Source organism: Fervidobacterium sp., from assembly GCA_026419195.1.
Lineage (GTDB): Bacteria > Thermotogota > Thermotogae > Thermotogales > Fervidobacteriaceae > Fervidobacterium.
On sequence record JANZZV010000001.1, the window covers coordinates 364,653 to 390,639 of the forward strand.

Below are 25,987 nucleotides of genomic sequence, written 5' to 3' on the forward strand. Positions count from 1 at the left end.
ATGGAATAACCCATCTGCCACCAAGACGTTGAAGGAAAAATTGAAACATTCCAGAGTAGGAAATTAACGTTTGGAGAATTGTGGAGCCCTTCTTGACTTTTTGAGACCGTATTTCTTTCTCTCGACCATCCTTGGGTCTCTTGTGAGAAATCCTTTGTCTCTCAGCATTTTCCTCAAATCTGGATTATAACTTACAAGTGCTCTTGCTAATCCAAGCCTAACAGCACCTGCTTGACCGTTTTTACCTCCACCATTTACTCTGATAAGTACATCAAAATTATTTTCAAGACCAAACATCTTAAGAGGTTCTATAGCATGAAGTGTCCATACTTTATTTTCAAAATATTCATTAAAATCGCTGTATTGTTTACCATTAATTTCTATTTTACCAGAACCTGGCTTAAGATAAACTCGAGCTGTAGAGGTCTTCCTTCTACCTGTTCCCATGTAAACATTTGCCATTTATTTCCCTCCCCTCTTAACTTAAAGCAGTTCAATTTTCTCGGGTTTTTGAGCAGTATGTGGATGATTTTCTCCTGCGTAAACTTTAAGTCTCTTAAATTGATGTCTTCCGAGTATAGTTTTTGGCATCATTCTTTTAACTGCTAACTCAACAACCCTCTCTGGGTATTTTTCAATTAGTTGCCTTGCAGTTTGAGATTTCAAACCGCCAGGATAACCGGAATGGTGATAGTAAACTTTCTGATTTAATTTCTTACCTGTTAGTTTTACTTTATCAGCATTTATTACAACCACAAAGTTCCCGTTATCAAGGTGTGGAGACCACGTAGGTTCATTTTTACCTTGTAATAAAAGTGCTATTCTTGTGGCTAAACGACCAAGTGGTTTATCAGTAGCATCCACAAGGTACCATTTTTTCTCTACTTTTGGAAAAGATGTCTTCTGTACAGGAAATGGCCTTGCCATTCTTCTTTCCTCCCTTCAACAATTCCTATATTTTACCCTTCAAAGATCTTTTCAACACGCTTTCTAATGAATGCATTCACAACCGAGTCTATGGAAAACTTAATTGCGTTAAAACCAGCTATCCACGGAAGAAGTTTCAAAGTATCTTCAAATGATATTTTCCAATAAACTGGGACAACTATCATATTTAGGAGCATCATTACACCGGTAGCGATAAAAACACCATTTATGTAAGCTATTATCTCAAAAACCCTATTTTTTCGCCATCTGTACGTTAAAACAGTCGGTAAAAGATATGAAGCTCCAGCTACAAAATTCATGATGATTCCAACTATATCTGCAGATTTTAATAGATAAAACATCAGATCTTTTATCGCCAAAACCAAGATACCATCTGAAAGTCCGAATATGAACCCAGCTAAGAGTGGTAAAATGTCACTTGGATCGTATTTTAAAAAATTAACAGCGGGAAATATTGGAAACTCTAAAAACATCAAACCTGTAGCTAAAGCTGACATTATACCAATTGTGGCAATTCTTGTTGTTGATTTTTTCATGAATTTGAACTTTCCTCCTGAAAAATCAAGTCTAATTGTAAATTGATAAATTTATTCCTCGACAACCACAACATACTTTCTGTTGTTCTTTGTAATAAATTTAACAATACCGTCTTTGAGCGCAAAGAGTGTAAAATCCCTACCCATTCCAACATTTTGACCGGGCCAAAACTTCGTGCCTCTTTGTCTAATTATTATGTTACCTGCAGCAACCTTCTGACCATCAAAACGTTTTACACCCAAATATTTTGGATTACTGTCTCTTCCATTTCTTCCTGCACCACTTGCTTTTGCAAAAAGTTGTATGTTAATGCGCATCATCATTCACCTCCAAATGTATATAGTTTGAAAATTGCTCGGCTAAATCTTTCAGTGTTTCCAAAAGTTCTGCTGCAAATCTTTGGGACAATGCACAATTTGGTATGTTCCAAACCTTCAGATATCCATCTTTTATATCTACAAGTGCTCCCTCTTTTTTTAAAGCCTTTGCTGTATGCTGAGTTACAGTACTCACAGCCGCACATACTATGTCTTTACCTTTTACATTGTATTGTGCATGACCGCTAATTTGAAATTCTTTAAAAATACCATCTGATACAAAGAACTTGCATTTAATCATAGGTCATTTTATTTCAATTTTTTCAATTTTAACAGTGGTGTACCACTGTCTATGACCTTTTATTGTTTTGTGTCCTTTTCTTGGTATGAACTGTCCCACAAGGATCTTTCTTGCTCTTGCATGCTCAACAACAGTTCCAGTAACAACAACATTTCTTAAGTATGGTTTACCAACTAATACTTTTCCGTCATCAGTTTTCAGCATAACAACTTTGTCAAGCGTTACCTGTTCTCCTTGTGCAACACCAGTAATCTTTTCCGTGTGTAAAAGTCCACCAACTTCTACTTTGTACTGTTTTCCTCCACTTTCCACAATAGCGTACACAACCTTCACCTCCTATGTTTTACAGGTACTAAAACACGTAGGTTTAGAGACGTGCGGGGATATCTCTAAACCATTTATAACGCGTTTTATGTACCTTTTTGTTTCTGTATAGTGCATTCACTATTTTACCACTTTGAGATGTTTTGTAAAATAATTTTCTGTTACTAATCTTTAATTTTATGTTACTTACTCATGAGTTACTGAGATGTCTCGGTGTTTTTCGAGGTATTACATTTAATATGATGACTTTTTATTGAAAAATATAATTATGTTTGATTTTTGTAGAATTATATGTTAAAATATAAGCAAGTTACAAAACTAAAAAATAACCAATTACATCTTTTCAGCACAAGGAGGATAGGTAGTATGGAAATTTTAAAGGTCAGTTCAAAGTCAAACCCAAATAAGGTAGCAGGTGCTATTGTTGGTTCACTGAAAAAAAACGGCAGAGTTGAAATTCAAGCCATCGGTGCAGGAGCGGTTAACCAAGCTTCTAAAGCCCTCGCTATAGCAAGGAGATTTTTGGAACAGGAGAAGCTTGATCTTTATGCAGTTCCAGCGTTCATTGAAATCCAAATAGGTAACGAAGCAAGAACTGGTATCTCATTTAAAGTTTACATGAAAGAATAAGAGGAATTTTTTATAGAAGGAATCATAATAATTTGGTTGAGAATTCAATGGAAGGTACAATGGAGGCATTTGCGGAAGAACTAAAAATTATAGCAGAGGCTTGTTTGAATGATGAAAGGATACTTGAGATAATAAAAAATATATCGAATATGTCCGAAGAAGAGCGCATCAATTTTAAAAGCAAAGTGCTTAAATACTTTATGAAAAAAAACTCACCAGAAGACATGGAAGCTTACAACTTTTATAAAATAATTCTCACCGAAAACAACGCAAAGAAAGTAATTGATATTTATTACTGTTTTCTTGGAAAAAAGTAGTATAATAATGGTGCCAATTGGGCACCTTTTTTTGACAAATTTGTTTTCAAAGATGAAAAATATAAGGAAGAAAGAGGTGGTAACTTGAAAGTTGGTGGACAAGCTGTTATAGACGGTGTTCTGATGATGGGCAAAAAGATTGTCGTTGCTGTTAGAAAGCACGATGGAAGTGTTGAAGTTTTGAATTTAGGCGTTTCGAATAACGCAAAAAGATGGATGAAAATTCCATTTTTAAGAGGATTATTTAGTTTGTTTTATTCACTTTATTTTGGTATAAAGGCAATAAATTTGAGTGCAGAGATATCGTCTGACGAAAAAATGAAAAAAAGTGAATCGTTTTTTTCTATCTTATTATCTATTGCCCTTGCTATAGGCTTATTCATAGTGGTACCAGCCTATCTTACACGTTGGTTTGGTTTCAAAGATAATGAAATTTTGTTTTCAATCGTTGATGGTTTTGTAAGACTTGGAATATTTTTAGTTTACGTATACATAATTTCATTATTCAAAGACGTTAAAGATGTTTTTAGATATCACGGAGCTGAACACAAAGCAGTTCATGTATACGAACATGGCGAGGAATTAACTGTTGAAAATGCAAGGAAGTATTCTACAATTCATCCTCGTTGTGGTACGAACTTTGTAATGATTTTTCTTGTAATTGCAATAGTTATCCACAGTTTGTTTGGTTTACTCGGACCACTTAACATGCTAAAGAGAATACTTTTAAGGATATTTGTGTTACCTATAATTGCGGGGGTATCGTACGAGCTGTTGAAAATTTTTGACAAATATCCAAAATTTTTGTTCTTAGCAGCCCCAGGTTTGATTTTACAAAGACTTACCACGGCAGAACCCGATGATTCACAACTTGAAGTTGCTATCATCTCTCTTAAGCATGCCCTGGAAATTTTCAAGACGTCTGATGTTGACGATTTGAAAAATGAAGAGTATAACACAAACAAAAAGGTAAATTACGAAGCCGAGTTTCTTGGTTGAAAGAAAAGAAAAACCACCAGTTAGCAGATAGGCATAAGCCAAAAAGCTTGTTAATCCAAATTTTTCAACACCAATATGATGTAAATGATACCTGTCTGCTTTAAATGGATTCTTTCCAAGTAGCAGCCTCCTCATAAAAGAGGAGGTTATTTCATACAATGGATAACCATAATAAACCAAAAACTGTATAAAATTGTACGAGATATTTTGTCTTTTAAAAATTAAATATGCAACCAAAAATGCTCCAGAATCTCCCATAAACAAATATTCCTTGAGATTAAGAATGAGTAAAAGAAAAAGAATAAACGACAGTGTAAAATCAGAATTTGCGACTGAGTAGATAATGGATATTCCAAGTAAAAGACCATTTATTCCATCTACTAAATTGAACGCATTTAAAATTACAACGAAAAAGAATATTGAAAATAGTTTGTCAATTAGTTGATTTCCAAAAAACAAATAAGTGTGATTTGTAAGAACAAATACCGTACCTGCCACGATTTGAAGTATCAATTTCGTATAGTAAGGTATCTCATATAGATCATCTACTAAACCAATTATGAAAATGAGGTAGAAGATGGGGTCTAAAAGGGTTTCGGTATTGTAAACTCCCACCTTTGAGGCTGTAAGTACTGTGAGAAACAAAATTGTTCCACCAATCAATGGTACAGGCTTTTTGTGATTTTTCCTATCGTTAGGATGTTCAACTAAGAAACCCGTTTTCTTTGAGATTATACTTAAGAGTAGAGTGAATATCAGTAATAAAAAAGTTGTTGTACCAATATTTGTCAACGGTATTTCCTCCGGATTTTATGTTTTCTATTGTTTTAAAAACAAAGATATGTAAAACAAGGATATTGCTATATTCCAAGCGGTAAACACACCAACAATCTTTTCTTCCTTCCAACCAAGCAATTCGAAATGATGATGTACAGGTGCCATCTTAAAGATTCTTTTACCTCGTAGTTTAAATGAGCCAACTTGTAAGATAACACTAATTGTTTCAAACAAAAAGATAGGAGTAAAGAAAATTAGCGCAAGCTCTTGTCCTTTCATAAGCGCATACGTGGAAATGTACGCTCCAAGAGTTAATGAGCCAGTATCTCCCATGAACACTTTTGCTGGTCTTGTATTATACGCCAAGAAGGCAAGAACAGGCATTATTATTACAAATATAGCCTTATAATCAACTTCTCCTCGGGCGAAAAATACAAATGGAAACATACTGGATACAAAAACCCAACCTGCTAATCCGTCTATTCCGTCTGTTAGGTTTGTCGCATTTGAATAACCAGATATAAGAAGCATTACAAAAATGTAGAAAAACCACTTTGGAACTGGCAGACCAAAGATAACACTTTCCCTGTGCTGAAGCAGCGTGTGAGCGATCCATAAAGAAAATCCAAATTGTAAAAATAGCTTTTGCCAGGCTTTTAAACCAAGTGAACGTTTTTTTACAATGCTAACAAAATCGTCTAGAAAACCTATAAATCCATAAAACACCAACGTAAGTAAAAGTTCCAAAGGCAACCTTAGGAAAATTCCACCAAGTACTGATAAGGTTATAAAAACTACCCCGCCAGCAGTTGGTGTACCTTCTTTGTAATTATGTAGGTCTGGACCTTCTTGTCTAATGTATTGTCCAAGTTTTAGCTTTTTCATGTATGCAATGAACTTTGGGAAGATCACTATCCCTGCCAAAAATTCCAAGAATAATACTATAGCACTGTAAATATTCATTAATTTTTTCCCCCTTTAATTGTTTAGTTTGACAGTATTTCATCAACCACTTTATCAAGTCCCACAGCACGTGAAGCTTTTAAGTATATAGTTCCATCAAAATGTTTTTTAAGGATTTTTTCTTTTAAAAAATTCACTATCTCTGTGCTTTCAGCACTTCTGAAAATAACGTTATTAGAGTTAATGTCTTTAGACTCTTCCTCTTTATCGTAAACAATAACTCCATCAAGATTTTCAAGTAACTTAGAAAGCTCTGTGTGATAGTACTTTGAATATTCACCAAGTTCTTTCATCGCTCCAACAACTGCATACCTTGGGGATGGAAAATTTTCTAAAATCTCTTCTATGCCTGTCTTGAACGATTCAAAACTTGCATTGTAAGTATCATCAATCAGGAATCCGTGGTCAATGCTGTGCACGTTAAATCTTCCCTTTGGCGGTTTAAATTCGAAAAGATTTTTTGGATTAAATATAATATCAAGCATATCCGTAATACCAAATGCAACAAGAACGGATAGTGCCATTGGTTTCGTCCAATAACCTGGTAATTGATAGTAATATTCCTGGTTTTCGTATTTGAACGTCAGTAATGTTGTCTTTCCATTATACTCCCTGCTTTTGAGCAAATAATCTCCACCGCTGATACCAAAATATCTGCATTTTTCACATCTCATTCTCTCATCGTCATAATTTACAAGTGCTCTTTTCGAATTTTCAACAATTTGCCATTTACCTTTGAAGATCTCCATAACGCTTCCAGCAATACCGATGTGCGCACTTCCAACGTTCAATAAGACACCTATCTCAGGTGGAAAGTATCTACATAGATACTGAATATCTCCAACATTTCGTTGAGCCATTTCAAGTACTAATATTTTTTCCCCCTTGTAAGAATTAATAATACAAAGGGGTAATCCTATCTCAGAATTCAAATTACCTTCATTTCTAAAAGTAGGAATTTCAGCGTTAAGCACGTTTGCAACTATTTCTTTTGTTGTGGTCTTTCCGTTAGAACCTGTTATACCTATTATTTTTCCATTTGCCTTTTGAATTATCTTTCCTGCCAATTCATTTAAAAATTCCACGGTGTTGGGCACAATTACTTGATTTTCCACACCAACATTTCTTTCCACAAGTACGGCAAATGCACCATTCTCGATAGCTTGTCTTGAAAAATCATGACCATCGACACGATTCCCTTTGATAGCTACGAATACATCACCTGGTTTAACTTCCCTTGAATCTACGACAAACCTATGACCAACTAAATCCGTGAGTTTCAATGCCATCTTCATCACACTCTTTCCAATTTTCTCATTTAGTCTTTTGAAGAATGGTTCTTGTTTATTTTTGAAAAAATTATATCTAGGGCAACATCTCTATCTTTGAATGGGATTTTCAATGTTTCCGAGAAAAACTGATAAGGTTCATGCCCTCGGCCGGTTATAAGTACAACATCTCCTCTTGTTGCCAAAGTTATTGCTGTATCAATCGCTTCCTTTCTGTCAAGAACAGTTAAAGACAACGAATTCGGTTTGATGCCTTTCTCTACCTCTCGTATAATTTCTTCAGGATCCTCGCCTCTTGGGTCATCGGTTGTGAGTATAGCTATATCTGCCAGTTGTGTCACAACTTCTGCCATCATCGGTCTTTTACCCCTATCTGCCTGTCCGCCAGCACCGTAAACAACAATTATCCTACCTTTCGCAATTTTCCTGGCGCTTTTTATAACCTTTTCAAGCGCATCTGGCGAATGGGCAAAGTCGATCACAACTTCTATACCAAGTCTTCTTGCTTCAGGTATAGGTTCGAATCTACCCTCAACACCTCGAAAAGTTGATATGTAACTTATTACTTCGTCAAGTTCGTATCCAATTTCAACAAGTCCAGCTAAAACAAGTGTTACATTAAATGCGTTGTATTCACCTATCATCTGTGTATAAACTTTTCTTATTCCATGTGGAGTATGCAACATAAACGTTGTACCGTTCCATCCAGTTGTAATGTTTGAGATTTTGTAAGTTGAATCGTCGGTTGTTCCGTAAGTTACTAATCTCGGAACTTTTTTACCGTTCAAATAATGGAGATAATCTGAATTTACAACCGCTACACCATCTTTTTTCAAAAGATCAAAGATATGAATCTTTGAATTTACGTAGTGTTCAAAGGTTGGATGATAATCTAAATGATCTCTTGTAATGTTAGTCAGACCAGCTATATCAAATCGCACAGTCTCAACTCTACCTTGATCAAGAGAATGAGAAGAAACCTCCATAGAGTAATAACTACCGCCATTTTTATAAGTTTTTGCCATATTGTCTAAGATAGTTACAGCATCTGGTGTTGTGTTATGAATATAAAACTTATCACCAAGAATATCGTTCATAACAGTACCTGAAAGACTCCCAGTTAATCCAAACTGTTGCATAATATGATGAAATAAATGAGCACAAGTTGTTTTTCCGTTTGTACCCGTAACACCGAAGGTTATCAAATATTTGTACGGATGTTCATAGAATTCGGCAGCTATGTACGCTTCTGCTAATCGACTGTCGTACACCTGTACATAAGGTAACTTTTCGTTTATTTCTCTCTCAGTTACAAATGCCAATACATTTCCTTCCGAATATAGCTTCTCAGCAATAGTGTGAGAATCAAATTTAGTACCTTTTCTACATATGAAAATGGAGGCATCTGAAAGCTTATTAGAGTTGTTTGATATAAACTTAACTTCTGCGTTTTTTAGTTCTTCTGGTAAATTTATCTTAACGATAAATCTTTCGATGGCTTCAAGTAATCTTCCCAGCTTCAACGCGCTCACCTCTCTGAAAAAATTGGTGAATAACTTTTCAATTCACTGAAATTATAACACCTTAGCAAAATTATTCAACTGTATAATAAAACACAAACAAATCCCTCAGTCTAATGAGAGATATGTTCTAAGTAAACGATGTAACTCTCTATAAAATTCACCATAAATTAAAAAGCACAAGTTTGCCTCAACGCATTCTTGAAAATTTCTATATCGTTTTGCAAATCTTCTTTTTGAAAGGTAACTTTATTGCTAATTGCATGTTGAATGTTTTCAATGTAAGCTTGTGCAGTCTGCTCCCATGAATACTTTTTTGCTAACATAAGAGACTTCGCATTATCAAATTGCTCCAAGCAGACAAAGAGCTTACTTGATATATCTTCCAAATCTTCAGGATCTATTAATAAACCCTCACCATTAGATATAATCTCAGATGGTCCTCCATTCTTTGTTGCTACTATCTTAAGTCCACAAGCGGCAGCCTCAACAATGGCAAGTCCAAAAGGTTCGTAAATAGCCGGCAAGACAAATACAGAACCCCGAGTTGCTGCAATACGGTACAAAGCTGCTAAACTTTTTTGATCTGTTATATTCAAGAAAAACACACTTTTGTTAATTTCATCTCTAATTTGTTCCAATATTTCCGCCAATATTAGTGATTCTTCATTATGATGGGTTTTCACATATTTTTCAACATCGTCAACACCGCGTACAACAATAACAAGATTAGACGACTCTTTTAGCCTTTTATCGTTCATAAAGGCTTTAACAACGGATATGTGATTTTTCTTCTTATCAATTCTGCTTGACATTAATATGAATGGAAGTCTCTGCCTTTTCAGAGATGTTCTGGACAACACTTGATTCAGATACTTTTCTATTAGTGTATCGTGTTCTTGGCGTTCTGTTGTGAAAATCTTTTGGTTAATTCCAGGAGGAATGACCTTAAATTTTTTGCTGTAAGGATCTGAGTTATATAATTTATGGGAATATTGTTCATATCTTTCTTGAGACGTACTACAAACAACGAATGAAGAGTATTTGATAGACAAATTCTCTGCAAGTATTCTCACTGAAAATCTGTATTTTTTCTCAATTTCATCTGCACTAGCACCACTTTTCATCAGCTTTTCAAGTTTCCAAGCTCCAAGTGAATGTGCCGTAAAAGAGAAAGGCACACCTGTTTTAGCCAAAAATATTACACCACTTATGCCACCATCTCCATAGTGTGTAGTCACAAAATCTGGAAAATCTCCCTCTTGCTCATAAAATCTTACTATACCATCGACATAATCTGGAAGATGAGACCATAAGTCTTCCTTTCGGAGGAATTTTTCGCCACCAAATGGTATACGAATTATTCTGAGATTTGGAGTATCGGGATAATAATCAAAAGGTTCTGAGAATTCTGGCCAGTCTTCATCTATTATTTGCCTTGTTATGATATCTACTTCAATACCTTTAGCAGCCATTGCCTTAGCCATTTCTTTTACATAAACGAGTTGACCACCAAAATCAGGGTGCTCCGTTAGATGACTGTCGTTTTTATCAAAGTTTCCTTGGGGATTGAAAAAAGCTATTTTCTTAATACCAAACTCGCTCATAATTCTTCCTCCAAAATCTTCTTATTGATAGTTACATCAGCACCAGTAAAGCCAAGGATGTAAGCAGCTATTTTACTTCCAAGTTTGCACGCGTTGACAAAATTCTTACCAGATAATATACCGTAGTAAATACCAGCCCAAAAACCATCGCCTGCCCCAGTTGAATCGACGACCGTTTTGGCATCACTTGGTATGTGCACGATTCCGTTACTTTCCGCAGATGATACAAACGCTCCGTATTTACCAGCCGTTAAAACTACGTGTTTGACACCGTGCTCGTGAAATTGTTCAATATAGAATTTTGCACTTTCTTCTACTGAATAATTTACTTCGCCAAAAATTGCTGTTGCATCGTCTAATGACGGCTTCGAATAAGACGAGAAACTAAGCACTTCTTTGACTCTATCTAATACGATCCTTTTACAATCAAATAGTTTATCACGACAATTTGGATCAAAAGATATTTCAATTCCATGCATTTTGGCATGTTCCACGATTTTCCGCAATTGTTTGAAACTTACCTCAAACGAAAGAGGCCAGCAACTGATGTGCATTAGTTTAACATCATCAAATATATCCTCAGTTGAAAAATTCAAAAACCTATCGGCACCTCTTATAACAAAGAAATCAGGGCTTTCTTGTGTTTTTTGGACGAAAACAAGGCTAGTTCCAAAATACTTATCAAACTGCACGTGTTTTACATCAACACCACAACGTTTTAAACTTGAAACTATCTTGTAACCAATTATATCTTCTCCGACGCGAGAAAGAATTCTTGTTGGAATACCAAGTTGAGAAAGATATTTTGCGATATTACCAGGCGAACCTCCTATCCTTAGCAAATAATTTTCAGCATTCTCAAATTTATCTTCTGTAATCAAATCAGCGAGTAATTCTCCCACAAACAATACCAAATTCCCACACTCCTTATGCTAAAACACTTTATCCCTTCACTGCACCTGAGCTTAAACCAGCTATGATTCTGTTTTGGAAAATCAAAACGAGTGTAACAAGTGGTACTGTTACGATAACTGCTGCTGCCATAAGCTGTCCCCAAGGTTGTTCATACTGACTTCTACCAGCAAACATTGCTATAGCAACTGGAACTGTATAATAATCAGGCTTCTGCATAAAAGTGAAAGCAAATAAAAACTCGTTCCAAGCGCTGATAAATGTTAACAAACCTGTTGCTACGAGTCCTGGAGCCGACATAGGAAAGACTATTTGAAAGAGAGTCCTTAATCTTGAACATCCATCGATAGCGGCAGCTTCTTCTATTTCTTTTGGCAAATCACGGAAAAAGTTTTGGAGAATCCATGTAGTTAAAGGTAACGTAATTGCAACGTATGGGATTATAAGTCCCTGATAAGTATTTATAAATCCCAACCTTCTTAAAATTACAAACAAAGAACCAAGAATAGAAATTTGTGGAAACATACTTACTGAAAGTATGAGTGCCATTACAATTGCCTTGCCTTTCATATGCAATCTTGCGATAGCATATCCGGCAAATGAACCAAAAATAAGTGTCAAGATCGTTGTTACACCAGAAACAATCACACTGTTAATTATATTAACATGGAACGGTCTCTCTTGGAAGACTTTCACGTAGTTTGAAAAAGTTGGATTTCTTGGTACCAACGTAGGATTTGACTCAAACAGTTCTATATTTGGTTTTAGCGAAGAAACAATAGCCCAATAGAATGGGAAGATGCACCATAAAAGTACGAAAATTACCGAAAAAGCTAATACAATATTGTATATAATTTTTCTGGTTTTTGTCGACATTAATTTCACCCCACCGATCAATCTAACTTAAGTTTCAAAGATTTTATATAAATAATCGCAAATATTGAAATCAAAATGAATATAACCACTGAAAGTGAAGAACCATATCCAAACCATGAACCAGTGAATGCTCTATCCATCAAAAGTACTCTGTTATAAACAGCAAGAGTTTCCGTATTTACACTTCCACGAGTCATTATGAAGACAACATCAAAAACTCTCAACGCATCAAGTGTTCTAAAGATAAGAGCTACAGCAATGGTTGACCTTAGCATAGGTAAGGTTATCTTTGTAAAACGCTGCCACAAATTTGCTCCATCTATTCTTGCGGCTTCGTACAATTCTTCCGGTATAAGTTGCAACCCTGCTAAGATCAAGAGTGCCATGAACGGTGTCGTTTTCCACACATCTACAGCAATGATTGCCCACATTGCTGTTTTTGGTGTACCAAGTATAGGTACACCTGGTTCAATCACGTGTAAAGTTTCGAGCAACTTTGTCATGATACCACCTTGGTCATTGAACATCCATTTCCACATTTGAGAGGATATTGCCGTTGGAATTGCCCAAGGTATAAGCATAGCTGCCCTTACAATGCCTCGAAATCGAAACGGCTGATTAACTATGAGTGCTATAATTAATCCGAAAACAGTTTCCAAGGCTACTGATACAATAGTGAAAAAAACCGTATTATTCAACGCCGCGATGAACCTTTCATCTTTAAACAAATCTATGTAATTTTTCACACCAACAAATTTTCTTTGAATGTCGGGTCTTAATCCAAATTCGTAAAAGCTATCGTAAAAAGTCTTAAAAAGTGGAAAGAATGCAATGACAGATATAACAACAATAGCTGGTAAGATCATCCACCAGGCTACAACCGTTTCTTTTGTCTTAACTTTCAAATTCTTCACCTCCAGGGCTGAGACAGTTTGGAATATTTTACAAAAGCCGGGGACATATAGTCCCCGGCAAAAAACACACTAACTTGGGACCGTTTATTTACCAAGTACCTTATTAAGTTCTTTTGCCATCTCTTCAATTGCCTTTTGAGGTGACATTTGTTGTGTTAAAGCTGAGTGTGTGTATTTTTGAATAACATCAGAAATTTCACTGTACTTTGCTGTTCTCGGTCTTGGTGCCGCATTTATAAACATTCCGTAGAGCTCAACCATAAAAGGTGCTGCCTTTTTGAGCTCCGGATTCTTGTAGACATCCATCATTGTTGGGTTCTGACCTGCGTTGATTGCTTTGTAAAGTTGTTCGTCATAACTTGTTAAGAACTTTACAAGCTTTTTCGCTGCTGCTTTTTCTTCTGCTGTCGCGTTCTTGTTTATGCCAAGCATCCATCCACCGAGTGTAGCAGCTGATTTACCAGATGGACCTGCTGGAAGAGGAGCAACCCCAACTTTACCAGCAACCTTAGATTCTTTTGGATTATTCAAAAGTGACCAAGCATATGGCCAATTTCTCATAAAGACTGCTTCTCCATTTTGGAATTTTCGTCTCGCTTCTTCCTCCATGTAGGTTGTTACAGCTTGTGGGGAAACCTTCTCTTTGTAGATGAGATCAACCATGAATTGCAATGCTTTAACAGCAGCAGGGCTATTAATTATAACATTACCTGCATCATCAAGTACATCTCCACCAAACGAGATTAAATACTCCATGAAGTCACAAACCAGACCTTCATATCTTGCACCTTGCCAAACAAAGCCAACAATGTTCTTTTCTTTGGCTGTGATCGTTTTTGCAATCTTGACAAGTTCATCCCACGTTTTTGGAGGATTTTTAAAACCATATTTCTCAAGAAGGTCCTTTCGATAATAAAGAAGTCCTGCATCTGTAAACCAAGGAATTGCTACAATTTTGCCGCCAACCGTTGCAGCTTTCACAGTCCCTGGTAAGAACTTGTCAAGTTCAAAATAGGATTTGTCTGCACTTAAATCTTCAAGGTAAGGTGCAAATTCCGCTGGCCATATGACATCAAGCATTAGTACTGTTGGTTCTTTTTCTCCTGATGCAAGGTAAGTTACGTAAAGGTCGTGTCTTTCTGTTGATGAGTTTGGCATGGGCATAACCGATACTTTGATATCAGGATTTGCCTTCATAAACCTGTCAAGTTGCGCGTATAGTACTTCAAGTTCCTTACCTACCGCCCCGGCTGTCATTGTGATGGTAACCCTCGAAAACGCTACCACGGATAGAACTAGCAACAGTGCAAACAATACGACTTTTCTCATACGTACACCTCCCAAATTTAAGAGTGGATTATTTCGAAATTCAAAAACAATATATCATGGATTTGCAAAAAGCTCAAAATTTAGATTAATTAATCAAAATAAAGATTTGGAAAGCTATGTGAAATATTAGTTCTATAAGGAAAGATAAGGCATATTATTTTGTATTTTTCAGACAATTTCGAGTTCGATATGCGAACCTATACTATTGTAAAATATTCGGGAAAATAATATTCGAATTTCGAACATAACATGGAACTGATGTTGAGCTTTTCAAATGATTTATTTATGAATTAAGTCGGAAAACAGAATTCTGAAGAATGGGAGGATGATATGATGACTGTTGAACTGCCTGTGAAAAAGTTAAGTGATTACACAGCTTTTGCACAAGAAGATGTTGAACGCGTGCTTGAGCTCGGAAAGGAGCTAAGAGGTTTAAGAGTTGTCCACGTGAATGCTACAGCATATGGTGGTGGTGTAGCAGAACTTCTAATGACAATTGTGCCTTTGATGCGTGATGCGGGTGTTGATGCATGGTGGGAAGTTTTAGAAGCACCGATGGAATTTTTCAACGTGACTAAGAAGTTTCATAATGCTTTACAAGGAGCAGAAGTTGAGATTACACAGGAAGAATGGGACTTGTATGAAAGAGTTAACAAACAAAATGCTGAGAAATTGAATCTTGATGCAGATGTTGTGATAATTCATGATCCACAACCAGCTTATATTCCACTTTACTTGAAAGGTGGGGCAAAGTATATTTGGAGGTGCCATATAGATACAAGCACACCAAATTTGGAAGTTTGGAATAAGCTAACGTCAAAAATGTCGATGTATCAAAAGGCTCTTTTTCACATAATGGACTACGTTAGACCTCCGTTTGATAAGATCGCTGTAGAATTCCCACCAAGTATTGATCCTCTGAGTCCAAAAAACAGAGAATTGTCTGAAGAAGAAATATTTCATGTAGCTAAGAGGTATGATATTGATGTTAACAAACCACTTATAACTGTTGTCGCACGTTTTGATCCGTGGAAAGACCTGTTTTCATCTATAGACGTTTATAGAAGAGTCAAAGAAAGTTACGATGTACAACTTGCAATAGTTTCTGCGATGGCAAAAGATGATCCAGAAGGTTGGATTTTCTTTGAAGATGTACTTAGATATGCGGGAAAAGATAAAGACATAATTTTCTTAACCGATCTTAAGGGGGTAGGCCACGTTGAAGTTAATGCAATTCAGAGATTATCCACCATAGGATTACACACAGCTACGAGAGAAGGGTTCGGACTTGTTATAAGTGAAATGATGTGGAAACAACATCCAGTTGTTGCAAGACCCGTCGGAGGTGTTAAAATACAAATAGATGATGGAGTAAATGGCTTTCTAAGAAGAGATGTTGATGAGTTATCAAATGCTGTATGTGAACTCATCAGCAATAAGGATCTGTTGATAAGCATGGGGATTAATGCAAAAGAAAAAGTTAGAAAAACTTATTTGTCAACTGCGAATGTGAGGCGGTATCTTGAAGTTATAAAATCCTTGGTACACTAGTTGCCAAATTATAGTAATGGAATGGAGAGAACCCAAGATTGAAAAACGAAGCAAAGATTATACTCCATATTTTAAGAAACAAGAAGATTAGAAGGAAAGATCTTGAAAATATCATCGATGTTACACCGTCCACAATGACGTATCTTTTAGAAAAGCTAAAAAATTATATCCAAATTGAAGAGGGGGAGACAACCCTTGGTAAGCCCCCTCAGTTTCTTTTGTTATCGAAAAACGCGTGGAAAATCTTAGCGGTGAATGTTGGCAGGGAAAAAATACGTGCAGTACTTTATAATGCTCAAGGCGAAGAACTTGAACGTTCAGAGTACAGAGTAAGGAAAGAAGACCTGTCAGATGAGAAAATATCTGAGATACTAAGAAAAACAATAGAAAAATTCTATGACTATGATAGTATTGGAATTGCATTTTCTGGCTCGGTGGTAGATGATAAAGTCTATTCAAATATACTGAAGCTGAATAAATTTGACCCTATTAAGGCTTTAAGATTGAGAAATATAGGAGTCCCTCACGTTATAATCTCCGATGTTGAGGCAATTGCGGCCTATGAGTCAAAAACAACAGGGAAGGATAAAGTTTTCATTCTTAATTATGGGACAGGTATAGGTGCGTGTTATTATGAATACCATGCACTCTTCACGAGAGATGAATTCAAAAATATACCGCTTGGACACATATATTACGGTGGACAAGAGAAATGTTACTGTGGTTCGTTGGGCTGTCTTGAAACAGCTGCATCTGATTACGTTGTTGTTAAAAGATTTATTAACAGCGAGCTTAATTTTATTGATTTCATAGAAAATGAAGAACAATACTGGAGTTACATAAAACAAATAAGGAGTCTTTATAAAGAAGATGAAAAATTAGCTTCTGAATTGTACAGTCCTGTTATAGATTCCTTGGCTTATGTTCTTGGAAATATAGGCATGTTGTTGAGTTTAAAAGAAATAACTCTTTACGGTGAAGGTGTCTCGGAATGGTTTGCGAAAAAGTTGGAAAAAAGAATAATTGAACTTTCGAAGAACTTTTCCTTGGAGATTTCTTACGGAAATGTTATTGACGCAGTTGAAAGAGGTGTATCGCTGATAGCAGCTATTGCTCTTGTTAAAAAGAAATTTTCTAAATAAAATTGGAGGGCATTTTGATGTACATAATTCTTATAGGTGGTGGAACTGGTTCAGGTAAAACTACAGTTACAAAGAAGATCATGGAGGGTATAGGTAACGACAGATGTGTTATGTTACCAATGGATAACTACTATAAAGATATGTCACATATCCCTCTTGAGGAACGAAAAAGATATAATTACGATCATCCCGATATGATCGAGCACACGCTTATTGTAAAACACGTAAAAGAGCTTTTGTCAGGAAGAAGTATAGAGTTACCAGAATATGATTTTGCTCAATACACAAGGTTGAGCAAAGTGACGAAAATAGATCCAAAACCCATATTGCTCATAGAAGGTATATTTGCATTGTATTATGATGAACTGAGAGCTTTGGCCGATTTGAAGATATATGTCGATACTGAGGGTGATGAAAGATTTATAAGAAGACTCCAAAGAGATATATTCGAAAGGGGAAGAAGTATTGAATCCGTAATACAACAGTATTTAAATACTGTCAAGCCTATGCATGATGCATATGTTGAACCCACAAAAAAGCACGCAGACATAATAATACCGAAGGGTGGTTATAACGAAAAGGCTATAGAAGTCGTTATTGAATTTATACAAAATCTGTTGTAAAATAGATGGACACGAATAAGTTTACGTTTTTACGGGAGGAGTTACATGAAGGTACACATATTCACATATGGCTGTCAAATGAATGAAAACGACACAGAAATCGTTAAACAGTTGTTATTGGATACAGGAATAGAATTGGTGGAAAATGAAGATGAAGCAGATATTGTTATTTTAAACACATGTGCTGTGAGAAAGAAATCAGAGGAAAAGGTTTACAGTCACATAGGCAAACTCAAAAAGAAGAACAAAAAGATAGGTATAATGGGTTGTGTTGCGGAAAAAGAAAAAGAAAATCTCTTTAAAAGAGGGGTTTCTTTTGTTATAGGTACGCGTGCGCTCACGAAAGTACCAGAAGCAATCCAAAATGCGAAAAATGGTAACCGACTTATTTACTTAGAGGACACTTTGGAAGATATTGAATACAACAAAATCCGCACGCGTAATTCAAAGCACCATGCCTGGATAACGATAATTTACGGTTGTGATAGATTTTGCACATATTGTATTGTTCCCTACACAAGAGGAAGAGAAAAATCAAGGGCGATGGACGATGTGCTGAAGGAAGTAAGAACACTTGCGCAGCAAGGATACAAAGAATTTACATTCCTTGGACAAAATGTAGATGCTTATGGGAAGGACTTGAGGGATGGATCTTCACTTGCTAAACTTTTGCTGCAGGCTTCTAAAATTGAAAATGTGAAGCGCTTGTGGTTCCTAACTTCCTATCCGACTGATTTTTCGATTGAAATTCCAAAAGCCATGCAAGAAAGTGAAAAGATTGCACGCTCAATACATTTACCAGTTCAGCATGGTAGTGATAAGATTTTGAAAGCAATGAACAGAAAATACACCGCAGCAGAGTACATACAACTCATAAACGACATCAGAAAAATTGTGCCCGAAACATCCATATCAAGTGACATTATCGTTGGTTTTCCAGGTGAGGATGAAAAAGATTTTGAAGCAACAGTTCAGCTCGTTAAGGAGTTAAGATTTGAACGGCTGAATCTTGCAATATACTCGCCAAGGGAAGGTACCGTAGCGTGGAAATACTTTAAAGATGATGTACCGCACCAAGTGAAAGTTAGAAGAATGTCATACTTGTTAAATCTGCAAAAGATGATAAATAGACAAATAAATGAGTCATATCGCGACAAAAAAGTTGAAGTAATAGTTGAGGCAAAAGCGAAAAATGGACTTTTTTACGGCAGAGATATAAGAAACAAAATTGTAACATTTCAAGCATCAGATGATCTGGTAGGAAGAAGTGTAATAGTGGAAGTTAAAAAGATAACAGCAGGACCGCTGTATGGTGAAGTCAAGGAAGTTTTGGATTGAAGTTTTTCTAATGAAATTTTAAGCTTCTTGTGGTAACATAGGCTTGGGAGGTGTTGGTATGCCCAACAAGAAAATTACATACATCGTATTTATTATGATAATTACTACCACTTGTTTATTCCCAGCAGAGTACGTTGTAAAAATTGACAATATGGAGCTTGGAAGAGTTAGAACTCAGTGGACTAAAAACGGATGGATATGTATAAGTGAGATTCAATATGGCGAAAAGTACGTTGTCGAAACTAGAACACTGTATGGAAAAGGCGGACGATTTGATATGTACGAAGCAATTTTTAAAACAAATAACGAGATTGTAGCAAAAATTCTTGGTGTAAATAAAATGGGAAAAACTTCCATAACCCTTTATGCGTATTACGATCCAAAATCACCGTCTGTGAAAACTTTCAACTTCAATACATCTGACCTGGTACTTCTTGACAATAATTTCATTATTCCGCATTTTGAAATGATGCTAAGAGTTCCTCAGCCAGTTATGAACATCATTATTCCACAAGCACTTTTTAATCCATCTAAAACAGAAAAAGCTACAGGTGTGGCTGAAATGAAAAGACTTCCAGACGGAAAGTATACTTTATCTTACGAAGGTACTGTGATAACTATAACTTCAGACAATTTTGGCATAGTAAAAATGGAGTATTCAAATGGTATAATTGTTGAAAGGGTGAAGAAATAGCTGAAAACAGCGGAATATTTGAAAAAGTACGGTCTTTATCTGAAAAAAGCATTAGGTCAAAATTTTCTTTCAAGCGAATTTTATGCTGAGAAAATAGTTGAGCTTGCTAACATATCTGAAAAGGACAATGTTTTAGAAATTGGAGCTGGAGCTGGTACATTAACAGTTGCACTGGCAAAAACCGGTGCAACTGTTTTTGCTGTAGAAATTGACAGACGTATGGAGCCTGTGTTAAGAGAAAGATTAAGCACTTTTTCAAATGTGGTGGTGATATTCCAGGACTTTTTAGCAATTGATATGTCTTTCTTACCGAAAGGTTATAAATGTGTATCAAACATTCCTTATTACATAACCGCACCAATACTCAAAAAATTGTTATTCACAGATTTTCAAAGCGTATATATAATGTTACAGAAAGAAGTAGGAGAAAGATTAGTCAATCAACCTGGAAATTCCAACAGAGGTTTTCTATCCGTTGTTGTACAAACTGTAGCACATGTAGAGAAAGTACTTAATATTCCAAAGAGTGCATTTGTACCAAATCCAAAAGTCGATAGTGTTGTCGTAAAGATGACCAGAAAAGAAAATCTTCCCTTCAAAAATTCATTAGAATTGGAAAGTTATTGGAAATTTGTATCTAATTGTTTTGGTCAAAAAAGAAAGACAATATACAACAATCTCAAAAATATGGTACCCAAGGAAAAGTTAGAAAATATGCTTATTAATTGCACAATTAATCAAGATGCAAGGCCAGAACAATTAAGTGACGAGCAATTTTTTCAACTTTGGAGGTATTTTTATGAAGAAGGTCTTTGTATTTGATTTAGACGGTACAGTTCTTAATTCAAGGAACGAATTTCCTGAAGAAACAAAGAAAGTTATAACTAACATAATTAAAAAAGGAGATATAGTGATATTTGCAACTGGTAGGATGCATATCTCAGCAAAAAAGCTACTTGAAAATGTTTTCAAGGCTGACATTTTTCCAATAATTTCGTATAACGGAGCGGTTGTATATATTCCAAATCATGGCTTTGTATTTGAACAGACCTTAGATCTCCAAACAGCGCACAAAGTTGTTGATTTTTTCAGGTCAAAAAATGTTCATATTCAAAGCTATGTTAACGATGTGCTTTATTCTGAAAAAGATGATGAAGAGATAAAATTGTACTCGAAACATGCTGACGTACCATACGTACTAGTTGAAGATTTGAAAAAAATCAAACATCCACCTATCAAAATGCTTGGAATAGGCGATGCAAGAATTCTGGATTCTTTTATAAATCAACTGAAACAGATTGTTGGAGAAAAAGCTAACGTATTCAAGAGTTTTTCTGTTTTTCTTGACATAGTTCCGGCAACTGCCAACAAGGGAATTGCACTCGAGTTTTTGAGTGAGTACTTGTGTTTCGACTTAAGTAACACAGTTGTATTTGGAGACAATGAAAATGATATCTTTATGTTCAATGTGGCGGGAAAAAGGATAGCGGTGGAGAATGCTGTCGATAGACTTAAAGAGGTGTCTGACTTTGTTACGAAATCAAATGACGAAAATGGTGTGCTCTTTGCTTTTACTCAGCTTTTTCCTGAATACCTTAGCTAACTTACCTACAAAATATTTTTGGAGAAAAGATTTTATCTCCACACAGAGACTTGAAGCAATTTTAAAAGATGTTAGCCTACTTACACTTGGTAGTCTAGGAAATTACGCCTTAGTGCAAGAGGTCGGAAAATATGTCGGGAGCTTCGTAAAGATTAGTGGCTACAGCTACTATCTGGTTGGTCCGCTTGATACACTCAGCTCAGATGATACGGATTACTTTTACAGAGTGAATAAATCTCCTTTCTTAACAGCGGATGTGTACGAAAAATTTGCTACTGGACTGGGCCTTGCAGGTGTAATTGCCGTATTCGATGGGAGGGGAAAGATAGATACAAGTCTTGTGCAATCTCTTATCTCGAGGAAACAAACATATCCCGTGCTTGTTGAGAACGAAGGTAAAATGAGCTTATTGAAAAGTCTTGGATATAACAGCGTTTTTATCGTCCAAAGTGGTGATTCTTTTGAATTTTTAAGTGGGAAATTTGTTTATCTTAACTGGGATATTATCCCCCCTGATGCTGAGGAGCTAAGAAAAAGCCTACTTTTAAATTCTATCATTTACATTAGTCAGGGAGATATCCACGTAAAAAAACCATTTATGACAAACGGTGTTGTAGTGTATTCCAACGATGATTTCGTTTTGAATGAAGCACAAAAGATACTAAACAAACGAGCAGGACCCGGTAGGGTCCCCTGGTGATTGGAGCTGAATCTATTTTTATATTATTTTTCTACTTCCCGGTTTGATGGCAGGAATACCGTCTTTACAAAATGGACAGTGTTGTGCATCGTAGGTTGGGAAATCAAATCTCACAAGCCATGCGTAAGGCTTTCCAGTATTTTCAAAGGGATTTTCTTTTCCAGAACGGTTGATGATACTTGCAAATCCAACCACACTTGCACCGTAACTTTTAACAACGTCAAAAACTTCCAAGGTGGATCTTCCTGTCGTGACAACGTCTTCCACAATTATAACTTTATCAGTTGGGTAAATTTCAAATCCCCTTCTTAATTTCATCACATTGTCTTCTCTCTCAGTAAACATACTTCTCACACCAAGAAATTTTGCCACTTCGTAAGCAACAATAACCCCACCAAGTGCCGGTCCAATAACAACTGTACAGTCAATACTTAATTCTTTTATCTTTTGAGCTACCATTCTTCCTACTTCTTCACCATAGCTCGGATATTCAAAAACTTTCGCGCATTGAACGTAATTTGATGAATGAAGTCCCGATGATAATATAAAATGTCCTTCCAAAAGTGCCTCAGTCTTTTTGAGTATTTCTATTATTCTTTCCATAGTCTCATCCTTTCTTTTATCTCCTCTATTTTTCTTTTTGGGTCTTGCGCTTTGTAAACTTCTCTACCTATAACTGCAAAATCTGCAATTCCAACGATATCCCATAAACTAACAACATCTTTTTGATCGTCCTTTCCTTGGGTCATCCTTATACCTGGTACAAGTATCTTTCCACCTATCTTATTTCTCATCTTAACCGCCCAGCTACCTGGTAACACAAACGAGGAACCTAACCGAGCTAATCCAATAATCAAATCTTCGTATTCTTCTAATCGACCCGGTATTGAGGTTAACTTTATAACAGAGAAGATTTGTTTTTCTGTAGAATCAAGAGCTGCACGTACACTTTCCACTCCAGCATTCGCGTGAATTGTAAACCCAACTATAGCAGGATGTTCCCAAGCTTGTATTGATCTTGCCACTGTAGATGGGATATCAGAGAATTTCAAATCGAGGATAACCTTGTAACCTTTGTTATGAAATACATCAAGTATCGTTTTACCTTTTATGGCAAGGTTGTGTCCAACTTTAACATAATCAAAGCAACCATGTTTTTCCACAAACTCAATAGGATCTTCCATATCAAGACTCAGTACAGGTTCAGTTGCAATCAAGAATCTTTTTTCTCGTGTTTCATCTTTCGTTATTGACAAATTCATGATACTTTCCCTCCTTTTTAAATGATCTTTCAAACATAAATTTAACAACATTATTCAGGATCTTTTCATCTTTAAAGAGTGCACTTCCAACGCTAACAGCATCTGCTCCCAAGTTCAAAAACTTCTTAACGTCATCTTCCGTGTAAACACCACCAGAGGCTATGATGTAAATGTCACTTATCTTTCTCCTAACTTCATAGACAGCTCTAAGGGCTATTGGAAGTAGATTGGGACCAGATAAACCTCCAAGAATCATTTCACCCTCATCGTTGAACATTAATCCTCTAATAGTATTAATGACGGTAACCCCGTCCCATCCACATTGTTTTACCATAAGGGCATTTTGTTCAACAAATCCACTTTCAATGCCGAGCTTTGCAATCAGAAATTCGTCTTTAAGTTCCTCTCTTATGTCTCTCAAAAGCTTATTCCATTCAGAGATATCAGACATAATAGACAATCCACCGTGTTTTACATTTGGGCAAGAAAAGTTGAATTCAACAGCTACAAACTTACTTAAGTGTGGTCTTATGTATTTTGAAATAGCCAGATACTCTTCGTAAGAATCTCCACCAAGGCTTAAGATTACAGGTACTTTCGCTAAAATTTCATCATAATCTCCATTTTCAAGATTCTTGACAAATCTTTCAATCCCAGGATTTTCAAGACCTATTCTGTTTATTAAAAATCCATTCTTTGCATACATCCTCGGGGGCTTATTTCCTTCTTTTGGTTTCATAGTAACTGTTTTAAATGTATAAGCACCTACGTATTCCCAATCAATTGAACCCACATTCAAATACTCGCCAAATCCTCCAGGACCTGACGCTACAATTATAGGAGATCTAAGTTTTAATTTGTTCTTGTTTCTAATCTTTTCCATACTTCATCACCTCTAAAAACAGGACCTTCAGTGCATACGTGCTTTATACCATTCACTGTTTCGACAGCACAACTTTTACATGCTCCTAACCCACATCCCATGTATTCATTCAAAGAAAAGTAGGTTTTCTTATTTTTCAAATGCTCAAAAGCTAACCATTCCATGGTTTTGGAACCTGAAACAAAAATCCAATCAAAATTCGAAAGATTCAATTCATTGACCAACTTAAGATATGATTCATTACCCACAAAAAAAGATATCTTTTCACTTTCAAAACGTTTAATGAATTCTGGTTTGAATGGCACTTTTGAAGATACAAAAAGAGGAACGTTAAAGTACTCAGATATAAAGAAACCCTCCGCAAAACATGATGGAGCTACCAAAACTGCTCCGTTTTTATTCTCTGGGGCAAAAGGCTTACCAAGCGGACCAAGAATATCGATCTCTTCGTCAGCTGTTACAATATACTTTGAACCATTACCAACAACTTTAACAGAGATACTCATCGAACCATCGTACATTCCAAGCGTAAAAGGTTTCCTTGTAAGACTCTCAGGGGTAGCAATCATGCAAAATTGCCCAGGATAATAATTCAGATCTAGCTCAGATCTTCTTTCAAATACTATGAAAAACGTATCATCAGTAATTTCTAAGATCTTAGATTTTTTGAAAAAATACGAATTTATTCTCTCAACTGTTGATTTACTCATCGATGAATTCACCATTCCAATACACCCACCTTCCATTCTTCCTCACGCCTAAGATCTTTCCTTTCAGTTTATAGCCATCGAAGGCACAGTTTTTCCCTTTACTAAAAAATCTACTTGCCTCCACCATGTATTCTGCCTCAGGATCAATCAAAACAGCGTCTTTTGGAAATTGAAGTCCAAAATCACTATACGATTTGCCTAATACGTGCAATGGATTTTGTGTTAGATTTTCTAAAACAAGCCTTATATCAGAAAACACAGTCAAATATACAGAAAACGCAACTTCTATGTGCGAACTACCGTATGGTGCATCCTCATATCTCAAAGGTTTTTCAGGATGCGGTGCATGGTCTGTTGCAAAGCAATTTATAATTCTTTCTTTCAAAGCCTTTACTAGTTCGTCTCTGTATTTGGAAATCGGAGGATTTATCTTTTGATTTGGATGGTTTATCATATCTGGTGTGAAAAATGAGTGGTGAGGTGTTAACTCACAGCTGATTTTAGCAAATTTTCTCAAATAGCTTATGGTTTCCAAACTCTCCAATGTGGAAACATGTTGAATATGAAAACAACTAAATCCATATTCTAGGCCTGTCATAACCGTTCTGAAGATGGCGATACATTCATTGGAATATGTTCTAAAACTGTTTGGAAGATTCGAACCAACGTAGAAATCACCTGATATTTCATGTAATTGAGAATGATCAAAAACCATCGTAGGTTTCTTTGTACTGAATGCTTTTACAAGGTCTTCTGAATGATACCTTATGCCATCCGTTGAAAAACCTGTCACCTTGTTACGCAGTGATTGAGGAAGACTATTTACATCATTAACCAGGCCGAAAAGACTTATGGTGTAGTTGTATACAACTTCACTTTCGGCTGAGAGATTGACATGGTTGTTTAAAACATCTTCACTGT

General features: G+C 35.9%; 30 protein-coding genes and 1 pseudogene. 11 read left to right on the plus strand and 20 right to left on the minus strand.

All coding sequences use genetic code 11. The features are described 5' to 3' along the window. Positions 1-63: 63 nt before the first annotated feature. Genes rpsI through rplU form a run of 6 tightly spaced genes read right to left on the minus strand, consistent with a single transcriptional unit; the run spans position 64 to position 2,427 of the window. The gene (gene rpsI, locus N2Z58_01705) at positions 64-462 is read right to left on the minus strand and encodes a 30S ribosomal protein S9 (GenBank protein ID MCX7653385.1); all 399 of its coding nucleotides are present in this window, start codon (positions 460-462) and stop codon (positions 64-66) included. Between the two features lie 21 nt (positions 463-483). Continuing rightward, a complete protein-coding gene (rplM, locus tag N2Z58_01710) occupies positions 484-927 on the minus strand; it encodes a 50S ribosomal protein L13 (protein ID MCX7653386.1) in 444 nt (147 codons plus the stop codon). 32 nt (positions 928-959) lie between these two features. Continuing rightward, positions 960-1,484 carry an ECF transporter S component gene (locus tag N2Z58_01715; GenBank protein ID MCX7653387.1) on the minus strand — a complete coding sequence of 175 codons (525 nt, stop codon included), beginning with the start codon at positions 1,482-1,484 and terminating at the stop codon, positions 960-962. Between the two features lie 51 nt (positions 1,485-1,535). Further along, entirely contained in the window at positions 1,536-1,805 is a 270-nt protein-coding gene (gene rpmA / locus N2Z58_01720) for a 50S ribosomal protein L27 (GenBank protein ID MCX7653388.1), read from the minus strand. After that, entirely contained in the window at positions 1,792-2,103 is a 312-nt protein-coding gene (locus tag N2Z58_01725) for a ribosomal-processing cysteine protease Prp (protein ID MCX7653389.1), read from the minus strand. The genes rpmA and N2Z58_01725 overlap by 14 nt, the downstream gene beginning before the upstream one ends. Positions 2,104-2,106: 3 nt before the next feature. Then, entirely contained in the window at positions 2,107-2,427 is a 321-nt protein-coding gene (gene rplU / locus N2Z58_01730) for a 50S ribosomal protein L21 (GenBank protein MCX7653390.1), read from the minus strand. Between the two features lie 366 nt (positions 2,428-2,793). On the opposite strand from rplU, the gene N2Z58_01735 reads away from it, so the two are divergent. The 3 genes from N2Z58_01735 (at position 2,794) to N2Z58_01745 (ending at position 4,373) form a co-directional block, all read left to right on the plus strand. Continuing rightward, a complete protein-coding gene (locus N2Z58_01735) occupies positions 2,794-3,057 on the plus strand; it encodes a stage V sporulation protein S (GenBank protein MCX7653391.1) in 264 nt (87 codons plus the stop codon). Between the two features lie 47 nt (positions 3,058-3,104). Further along, the gene (locus tag N2Z58_01740) at positions 3,105-3,374 is read left to right on the plus strand and encodes a hypothetical protein (protein MCX7653392.1); all 270 of its coding nucleotides are present in this window, start codon (positions 3,105-3,107) and stop codon (positions 3,372-3,374) included. Positions 3,375-3,458: 84 nt separating this feature from the next. Next, the gene (locus N2Z58_01745) at positions 3,459-4,373 is read left to right on the plus strand and encodes a DUF1385 domain-containing protein (protein ID MCX7653393.1); all 915 of its coding nucleotides are present in this window, start codon (positions 3,459-3,461) and stop codon (positions 4,371-4,373) included. Between the two features lie 231 nt (positions 4,374-4,604). Here the strand turns inward: N2Z58_01745 and N2Z58_01750 are convergent. The 9 genes and pseudogenes from N2Z58_01750 to N2Z58_01790 all read right to left on the minus strand — a co-directional run bounded on the left by N2Z58_01750 (position 4,605) and on the right by N2Z58_01790 (position 14,560). After that, a pseudogene (locus N2Z58_01750) lies at positions 4,605-4,988 on the minus strand (undecaprenyl/decaprenyl-phosphate alpha-N-acetylglucosaminyl 1-phosphate transferase). 204 nt (positions 4,989-5,192) lie between these two features. After that, the gene (gene mraY / locus N2Z58_01755; GenBank protein MCX7653394.1) at positions 5,193-6,113 is read right to left on the minus strand and encodes a phospho-N-acetylmuramoyl-pentapeptide-transferase; all 921 of its coding nucleotides are present in this window, start codon (positions 6,111-6,113) and stop codon (positions 5,193-5,195) included. Positions 6,114-6,136: 23 nt separating this feature from the next. After that, entirely contained in the window at positions 6,137-7,402 is a 1,266-nt protein-coding gene (gene murF, locus N2Z58_01760) for a UDP-N-acetylmuramoyl-tripeptide--D-alanyl-D-alanine ligase (protein ID MCX7653395.1), read from the minus strand. A gap of 29 nt (positions 7,403-7,431) precedes the next feature. Further along, on the minus strand, positions 7,432-8,925 hold the full coding sequence (locus N2Z58_01765; protein ID MCX7653396.1) for a UDP-N-acetylmuramoyl-L-alanyl-D-glutamate--2,6-diaminopimelate ligase: 1,494 nt from the start codon (positions 8,923-8,925) through the stop codon (positions 7,432-7,434). Positions 8,926-9,092: 167 nt separating this feature from the next. After that, entirely contained in the window at positions 9,093-10,529 is a 1,437-nt protein-coding gene (locus N2Z58_01770) for a glycosyltransferase (GenBank protein ID MCX7653397.1), read from the minus strand. Then, positions 10,526-11,443: a sugar kinase gene (locus N2Z58_01775; GenBank protein MCX7653398.1), complete on the minus strand. Its 918-nt coding sequence runs from the start codon at positions 11,441-11,443 to the stop codon at positions 10,526-10,528. Before N2Z58_01775 ends, N2Z58_01770 begins: the two co-directional genes overlap by 4 nt. Before the next feature lie 28 nt (positions 11,444-11,471). Continuing rightward, positions 11,472-12,317: a carbohydrate ABC transporter permease gene (locus N2Z58_01780; protein MCX7653399.1), complete on the minus strand. Its 846-nt coding sequence runs from the start codon at positions 12,315-12,317 to the stop codon at positions 11,472-11,474. A 17-nt stretch (positions 12,318-12,334) separates the two neighbouring features. After that, positions 12,335-13,183, minus strand: coding sequence for a sugar ABC transporter permease (locus N2Z58_01785; protein ID MCX7653400.1), 849 nt, complete (start codon positions 13,181-13,183; stop codon positions 12,335-12,337). Between the two features lie 132 nt (positions 13,184-13,315). Further along, complete coding sequence (locus N2Z58_01790) at positions 13,316-14,560, minus strand: ABC transporter substrate-binding protein (protein MCX7653401.1); 1,245 nt, start codon at positions 14,558-14,560, stop codon at positions 13,316-13,318. Positions 14,561-14,893: 333 nt separating this feature from the next. Between N2Z58_01790 and N2Z58_01795 the strand changes: the two genes are divergently transcribed. The 8 genes from N2Z58_01795 to N2Z58_01830 are packed head-to-tail and all read left to right on the plus strand — an operon-like array spanning position 14,894 to position 22,211. Then, positions 14,894-16,111 carry a glycosyltransferase gene (locus tag N2Z58_01795; GenBank protein MCX7653402.1) on the plus strand — a complete coding sequence of 406 codons (1,218 nt, stop codon included), beginning with the start codon at positions 14,894-14,896 and terminating at the stop codon, positions 16,109-16,111. A gap of 38 nt (positions 16,112-16,149) precedes the next feature. Beyond that, positions 16,150-17,253 carry an ROK family protein gene (locus tag N2Z58_01800; protein MCX7653403.1) on the plus strand — a complete coding sequence of 368 codons (1,104 nt, stop codon included), beginning with the start codon at positions 16,150-16,152 and terminating at the stop codon, positions 17,251-17,253. Between the two features lie 17 nt (positions 17,254-17,270). Beyond that, a complete protein-coding gene (gene udk / locus N2Z58_01805) occupies positions 17,271-17,876 on the plus strand; it encodes a uridine kinase (protein ID MCX7653404.1) in 606 nt (201 codons plus the stop codon). 45 nt (positions 17,877-17,921) lie between these two features. Next, a complete protein-coding gene (gene miaB / locus N2Z58_01810; protein ID MCX7653405.1) occupies positions 17,922-19,214 on the plus strand; it encodes a tRNA (N6-isopentenyl adenosine(37)-C2)-methylthiotransferase MiaB in 1,293 nt (430 codons plus the stop codon). Positions 19,215-19,272: 58 nt separating this feature from the next. Beyond that, the gene (locus tag N2Z58_01815) at positions 19,273-19,908 is read left to right on the plus strand and encodes a hypothetical protein (GenBank protein ID MCX7653406.1); all 636 of its coding nucleotides are present in this window, start codon (positions 19,273-19,275) and stop codon (positions 19,906-19,908) included. Between the two features lie 18 nt (positions 19,909-19,926). Next, positions 19,927-20,730 (plus strand): 16S rRNA (adenine(1518)-N(6)/adenine(1519)-N(6))-dimethyltransferase RsmA, encoded by an 804-nt coding sequence (rsmA, locus tag N2Z58_01820; protein ID MCX7653407.1) that lies wholly within the window; start codon positions 19,927-19,929, stop codon positions 20,728-20,730. Continuing rightward, entirely contained in the window at positions 20,708-21,511 is an 804-nt protein-coding gene (locus N2Z58_01825) for a Cof-type HAD-IIB family hydrolase (protein ID MCX7653408.1), read from the plus strand. Before rsmA ends, N2Z58_01825 begins: the two co-directional genes overlap by 23 nt. Further along, positions 21,465-22,211: a hypothetical protein gene (locus N2Z58_01830; GenBank protein MCX7653409.1), complete on the plus strand. Its 747-nt coding sequence runs from the start codon at positions 21,465-21,467 to the stop codon at positions 22,209-22,211. The genes N2Z58_01825 and N2Z58_01830 overlap by 47 nt, the downstream gene beginning before the upstream one ends. A gap of 18 nt (positions 22,212-22,229) precedes the next feature. Here the strand turns inward: N2Z58_01830 and pyrE are convergent, their stop codons facing one another. From pyrE to N2Z58_01855, 5 genes are all read right to left on the minus strand, one after another. Beyond that, positions 22,230-22,814 (minus strand): orotate phosphoribosyltransferase, encoded by a 585-nt coding sequence (gene pyrE, locus N2Z58_01835; GenBank protein ID MCX7653410.1) that lies wholly within the window; start codon positions 22,812-22,814, stop codon positions 22,230-22,232. Then, positions 22,802-23,473, minus strand: coding sequence for an orotidine-5'-phosphate decarboxylase (pyrF, locus tag N2Z58_01840; GenBank protein MCX7653411.1), 672 nt, complete (start codon positions 23,471-23,473; stop codon positions 22,802-22,804). The genes pyrE and pyrF overlap by 13 nt, the downstream gene beginning before the upstream one ends. Then, positions 23,448-24,356, minus strand: a complete 909-nt coding sequence (locus N2Z58_01845; protein ID MCX7653412.1) for a HisA/HisF-related TIM barrel protein — start codon at positions 24,354-24,356, stop codon at positions 23,448-23,450. Before N2Z58_01845 ends, pyrF begins: the two co-directional genes overlap by 26 nt. Next, a complete protein-coding gene (locus N2Z58_01850; protein MCX7653413.1) occupies positions 24,326-25,102 on the minus strand; it encodes an oxidoreductase in 777 nt (258 codons plus the stop codon). Before N2Z58_01850 ends, N2Z58_01845 begins: the two co-directional genes overlap by 31 nt. Continuing rightward, positions 25,059-25,987, minus strand: a 929-nt coding sequence (locus N2Z58_01855) for a dihydroorotase (protein ID MCX7653414.1), incomplete at its 5' end; no start/stop codon positions are given. The genes N2Z58_01855 and N2Z58_01850, both read right to left, overlap by 44 nt.

Excerpts from the sequence above, each read along its gene's own strand:
- rpsI (MCX7653385.1), bottom strand. The coding sequence starts at position 462 with ATGGCAAATGTTTACATGGGAACAGGTAGAAGGAAGACCTCTACAGCT.
- rplM (MCX7653386.1), bottom strand. The coding sequence starts at position 927 with ATGGCAAGGCCATTTCCTGTACAGAAGACATCTTTTCCAAAAGTAGAG.
- N2Z58_01715 (MCX7653387.1), bottom strand. The coding sequence starts at position 1,484 with ATGAAAAAATCAACAACAAGAATTGCCACAATTGGTATAATGTCAGCT.
- rpmA (MCX7653388.1), bottom strand. The coding sequence starts at position 1,805 with ATGATGCGCATTAACATACAACTTTTTGCAAAAGCAAGTGGTGCAGGA.
- N2Z58_01725 (MCX7653389.1), bottom strand. The coding sequence starts at position 2,103 with ATGATTAAATGCAAGTTCTTTGTATCAGATGGTATTTTTAAAGAATTT.
- N2Z58_01735 (MCX7653391.1), top strand. The coding sequence starts at position 2,794 with ATGGAAATTTTAAAGGTCAGTTCAAAGTCAAACCCAAATAAGGTAGCA.
- N2Z58_01740 (MCX7653392.1), top strand. The coding sequence starts at position 3,105 with ATGGAAGGTACAATGGAGGCATTTGCGGAAGAACTAAAAATTATAGCA.
- mraY (MCX7653394.1), bottom strand. The coding sequence starts at position 6,113 with ATGAATATTTACAGTGCTATAGTATTATTCTTGGAATTTTTGGCAGGG.
- murF (MCX7653395.1), bottom strand. The coding sequence starts at position 7,402 with ATGGCATTGAAACTCACGGATTTAGTTGGTCATAGGTTTGTCGTAGAT.
- N2Z58_01770 (MCX7653397.1), bottom strand. The coding sequence starts at position 10,529 with ATGAGCGAGTTTGGTATTAAGAAAATAGCTTTTTTCAATCCCCAAGGA.
- N2Z58_01780 (MCX7653399.1), bottom strand. The coding sequence starts at position 12,317 with ATGTCGACAAAAACCAGAAAAATTATATACAATATTGTATTAGCTTTT.
- N2Z58_01785 (MCX7653400.1), bottom strand. The coding sequence starts at position 13,183 with ATGATCTTACCAGCTATTGTTGTTATATCTGTCATTGCATTCTTTCCA.
- N2Z58_01790 (MCX7653401.1), bottom strand. The coding sequence starts at position 14,560 with ATGAGAAAAGTCGTATTGTTTGCACTGTTGCTAGTTCTATCCGTGGTA.
- N2Z58_01795 (MCX7653402.1), top strand. The coding sequence starts at position 14,894 with ATGACTGTTGAACTGCCTGTGAAAAAGTTAAGTGATTACACAGCTTTT.
- udk (MCX7653404.1), top strand. The coding sequence starts at position 17,271 with ATGTACATAATTCTTATAGGTGGTGGAACTGGTTCAGGTAAAACTACA.
- miaB (MCX7653405.1), top strand. The coding sequence starts at position 17,922 with ATGAAGGTACACATATTCACATATGGCTGTCAAATGAATGAAAACGAC.
- N2Z58_01815 (MCX7653406.1), top strand. The coding sequence starts at position 19,273 with ATGCCCAACAAGAAAATTACATACATCGTATTTATTATGATAATTACT.
- N2Z58_01825 (MCX7653408.1), top strand. The coding sequence starts at position 20,708 with ATGAAGAAGGTCTTTGTATTTGATTTAGACGGTACAGTTCTTAATTCA.
- pyrE (MCX7653410.1), bottom strand. The coding sequence starts at position 22,814 with ATGGAAAGAATAATAGAAATACTCAAAAAGACTGAGGCACTTTTGGAA.
- pyrF (MCX7653411.1), bottom strand. The coding sequence starts at position 23,473 with ATGAATTTGTCAATAACGAAAGATGAAACACGAGAAAAAAGATTCTTG.
- N2Z58_01845 (MCX7653412.1), bottom strand. The coding sequence starts at position 24,356 with ATGGAAAAGATTAGAAACAAGAACAAATTAAAACTTAGATCTCCTATA.
- N2Z58_01850 (MCX7653413.1), bottom strand. The coding sequence starts at position 25,102 with ATGGAAGGTGGGTGTATTGGAATGGTGAATTCATCGATGAGTAAATCA.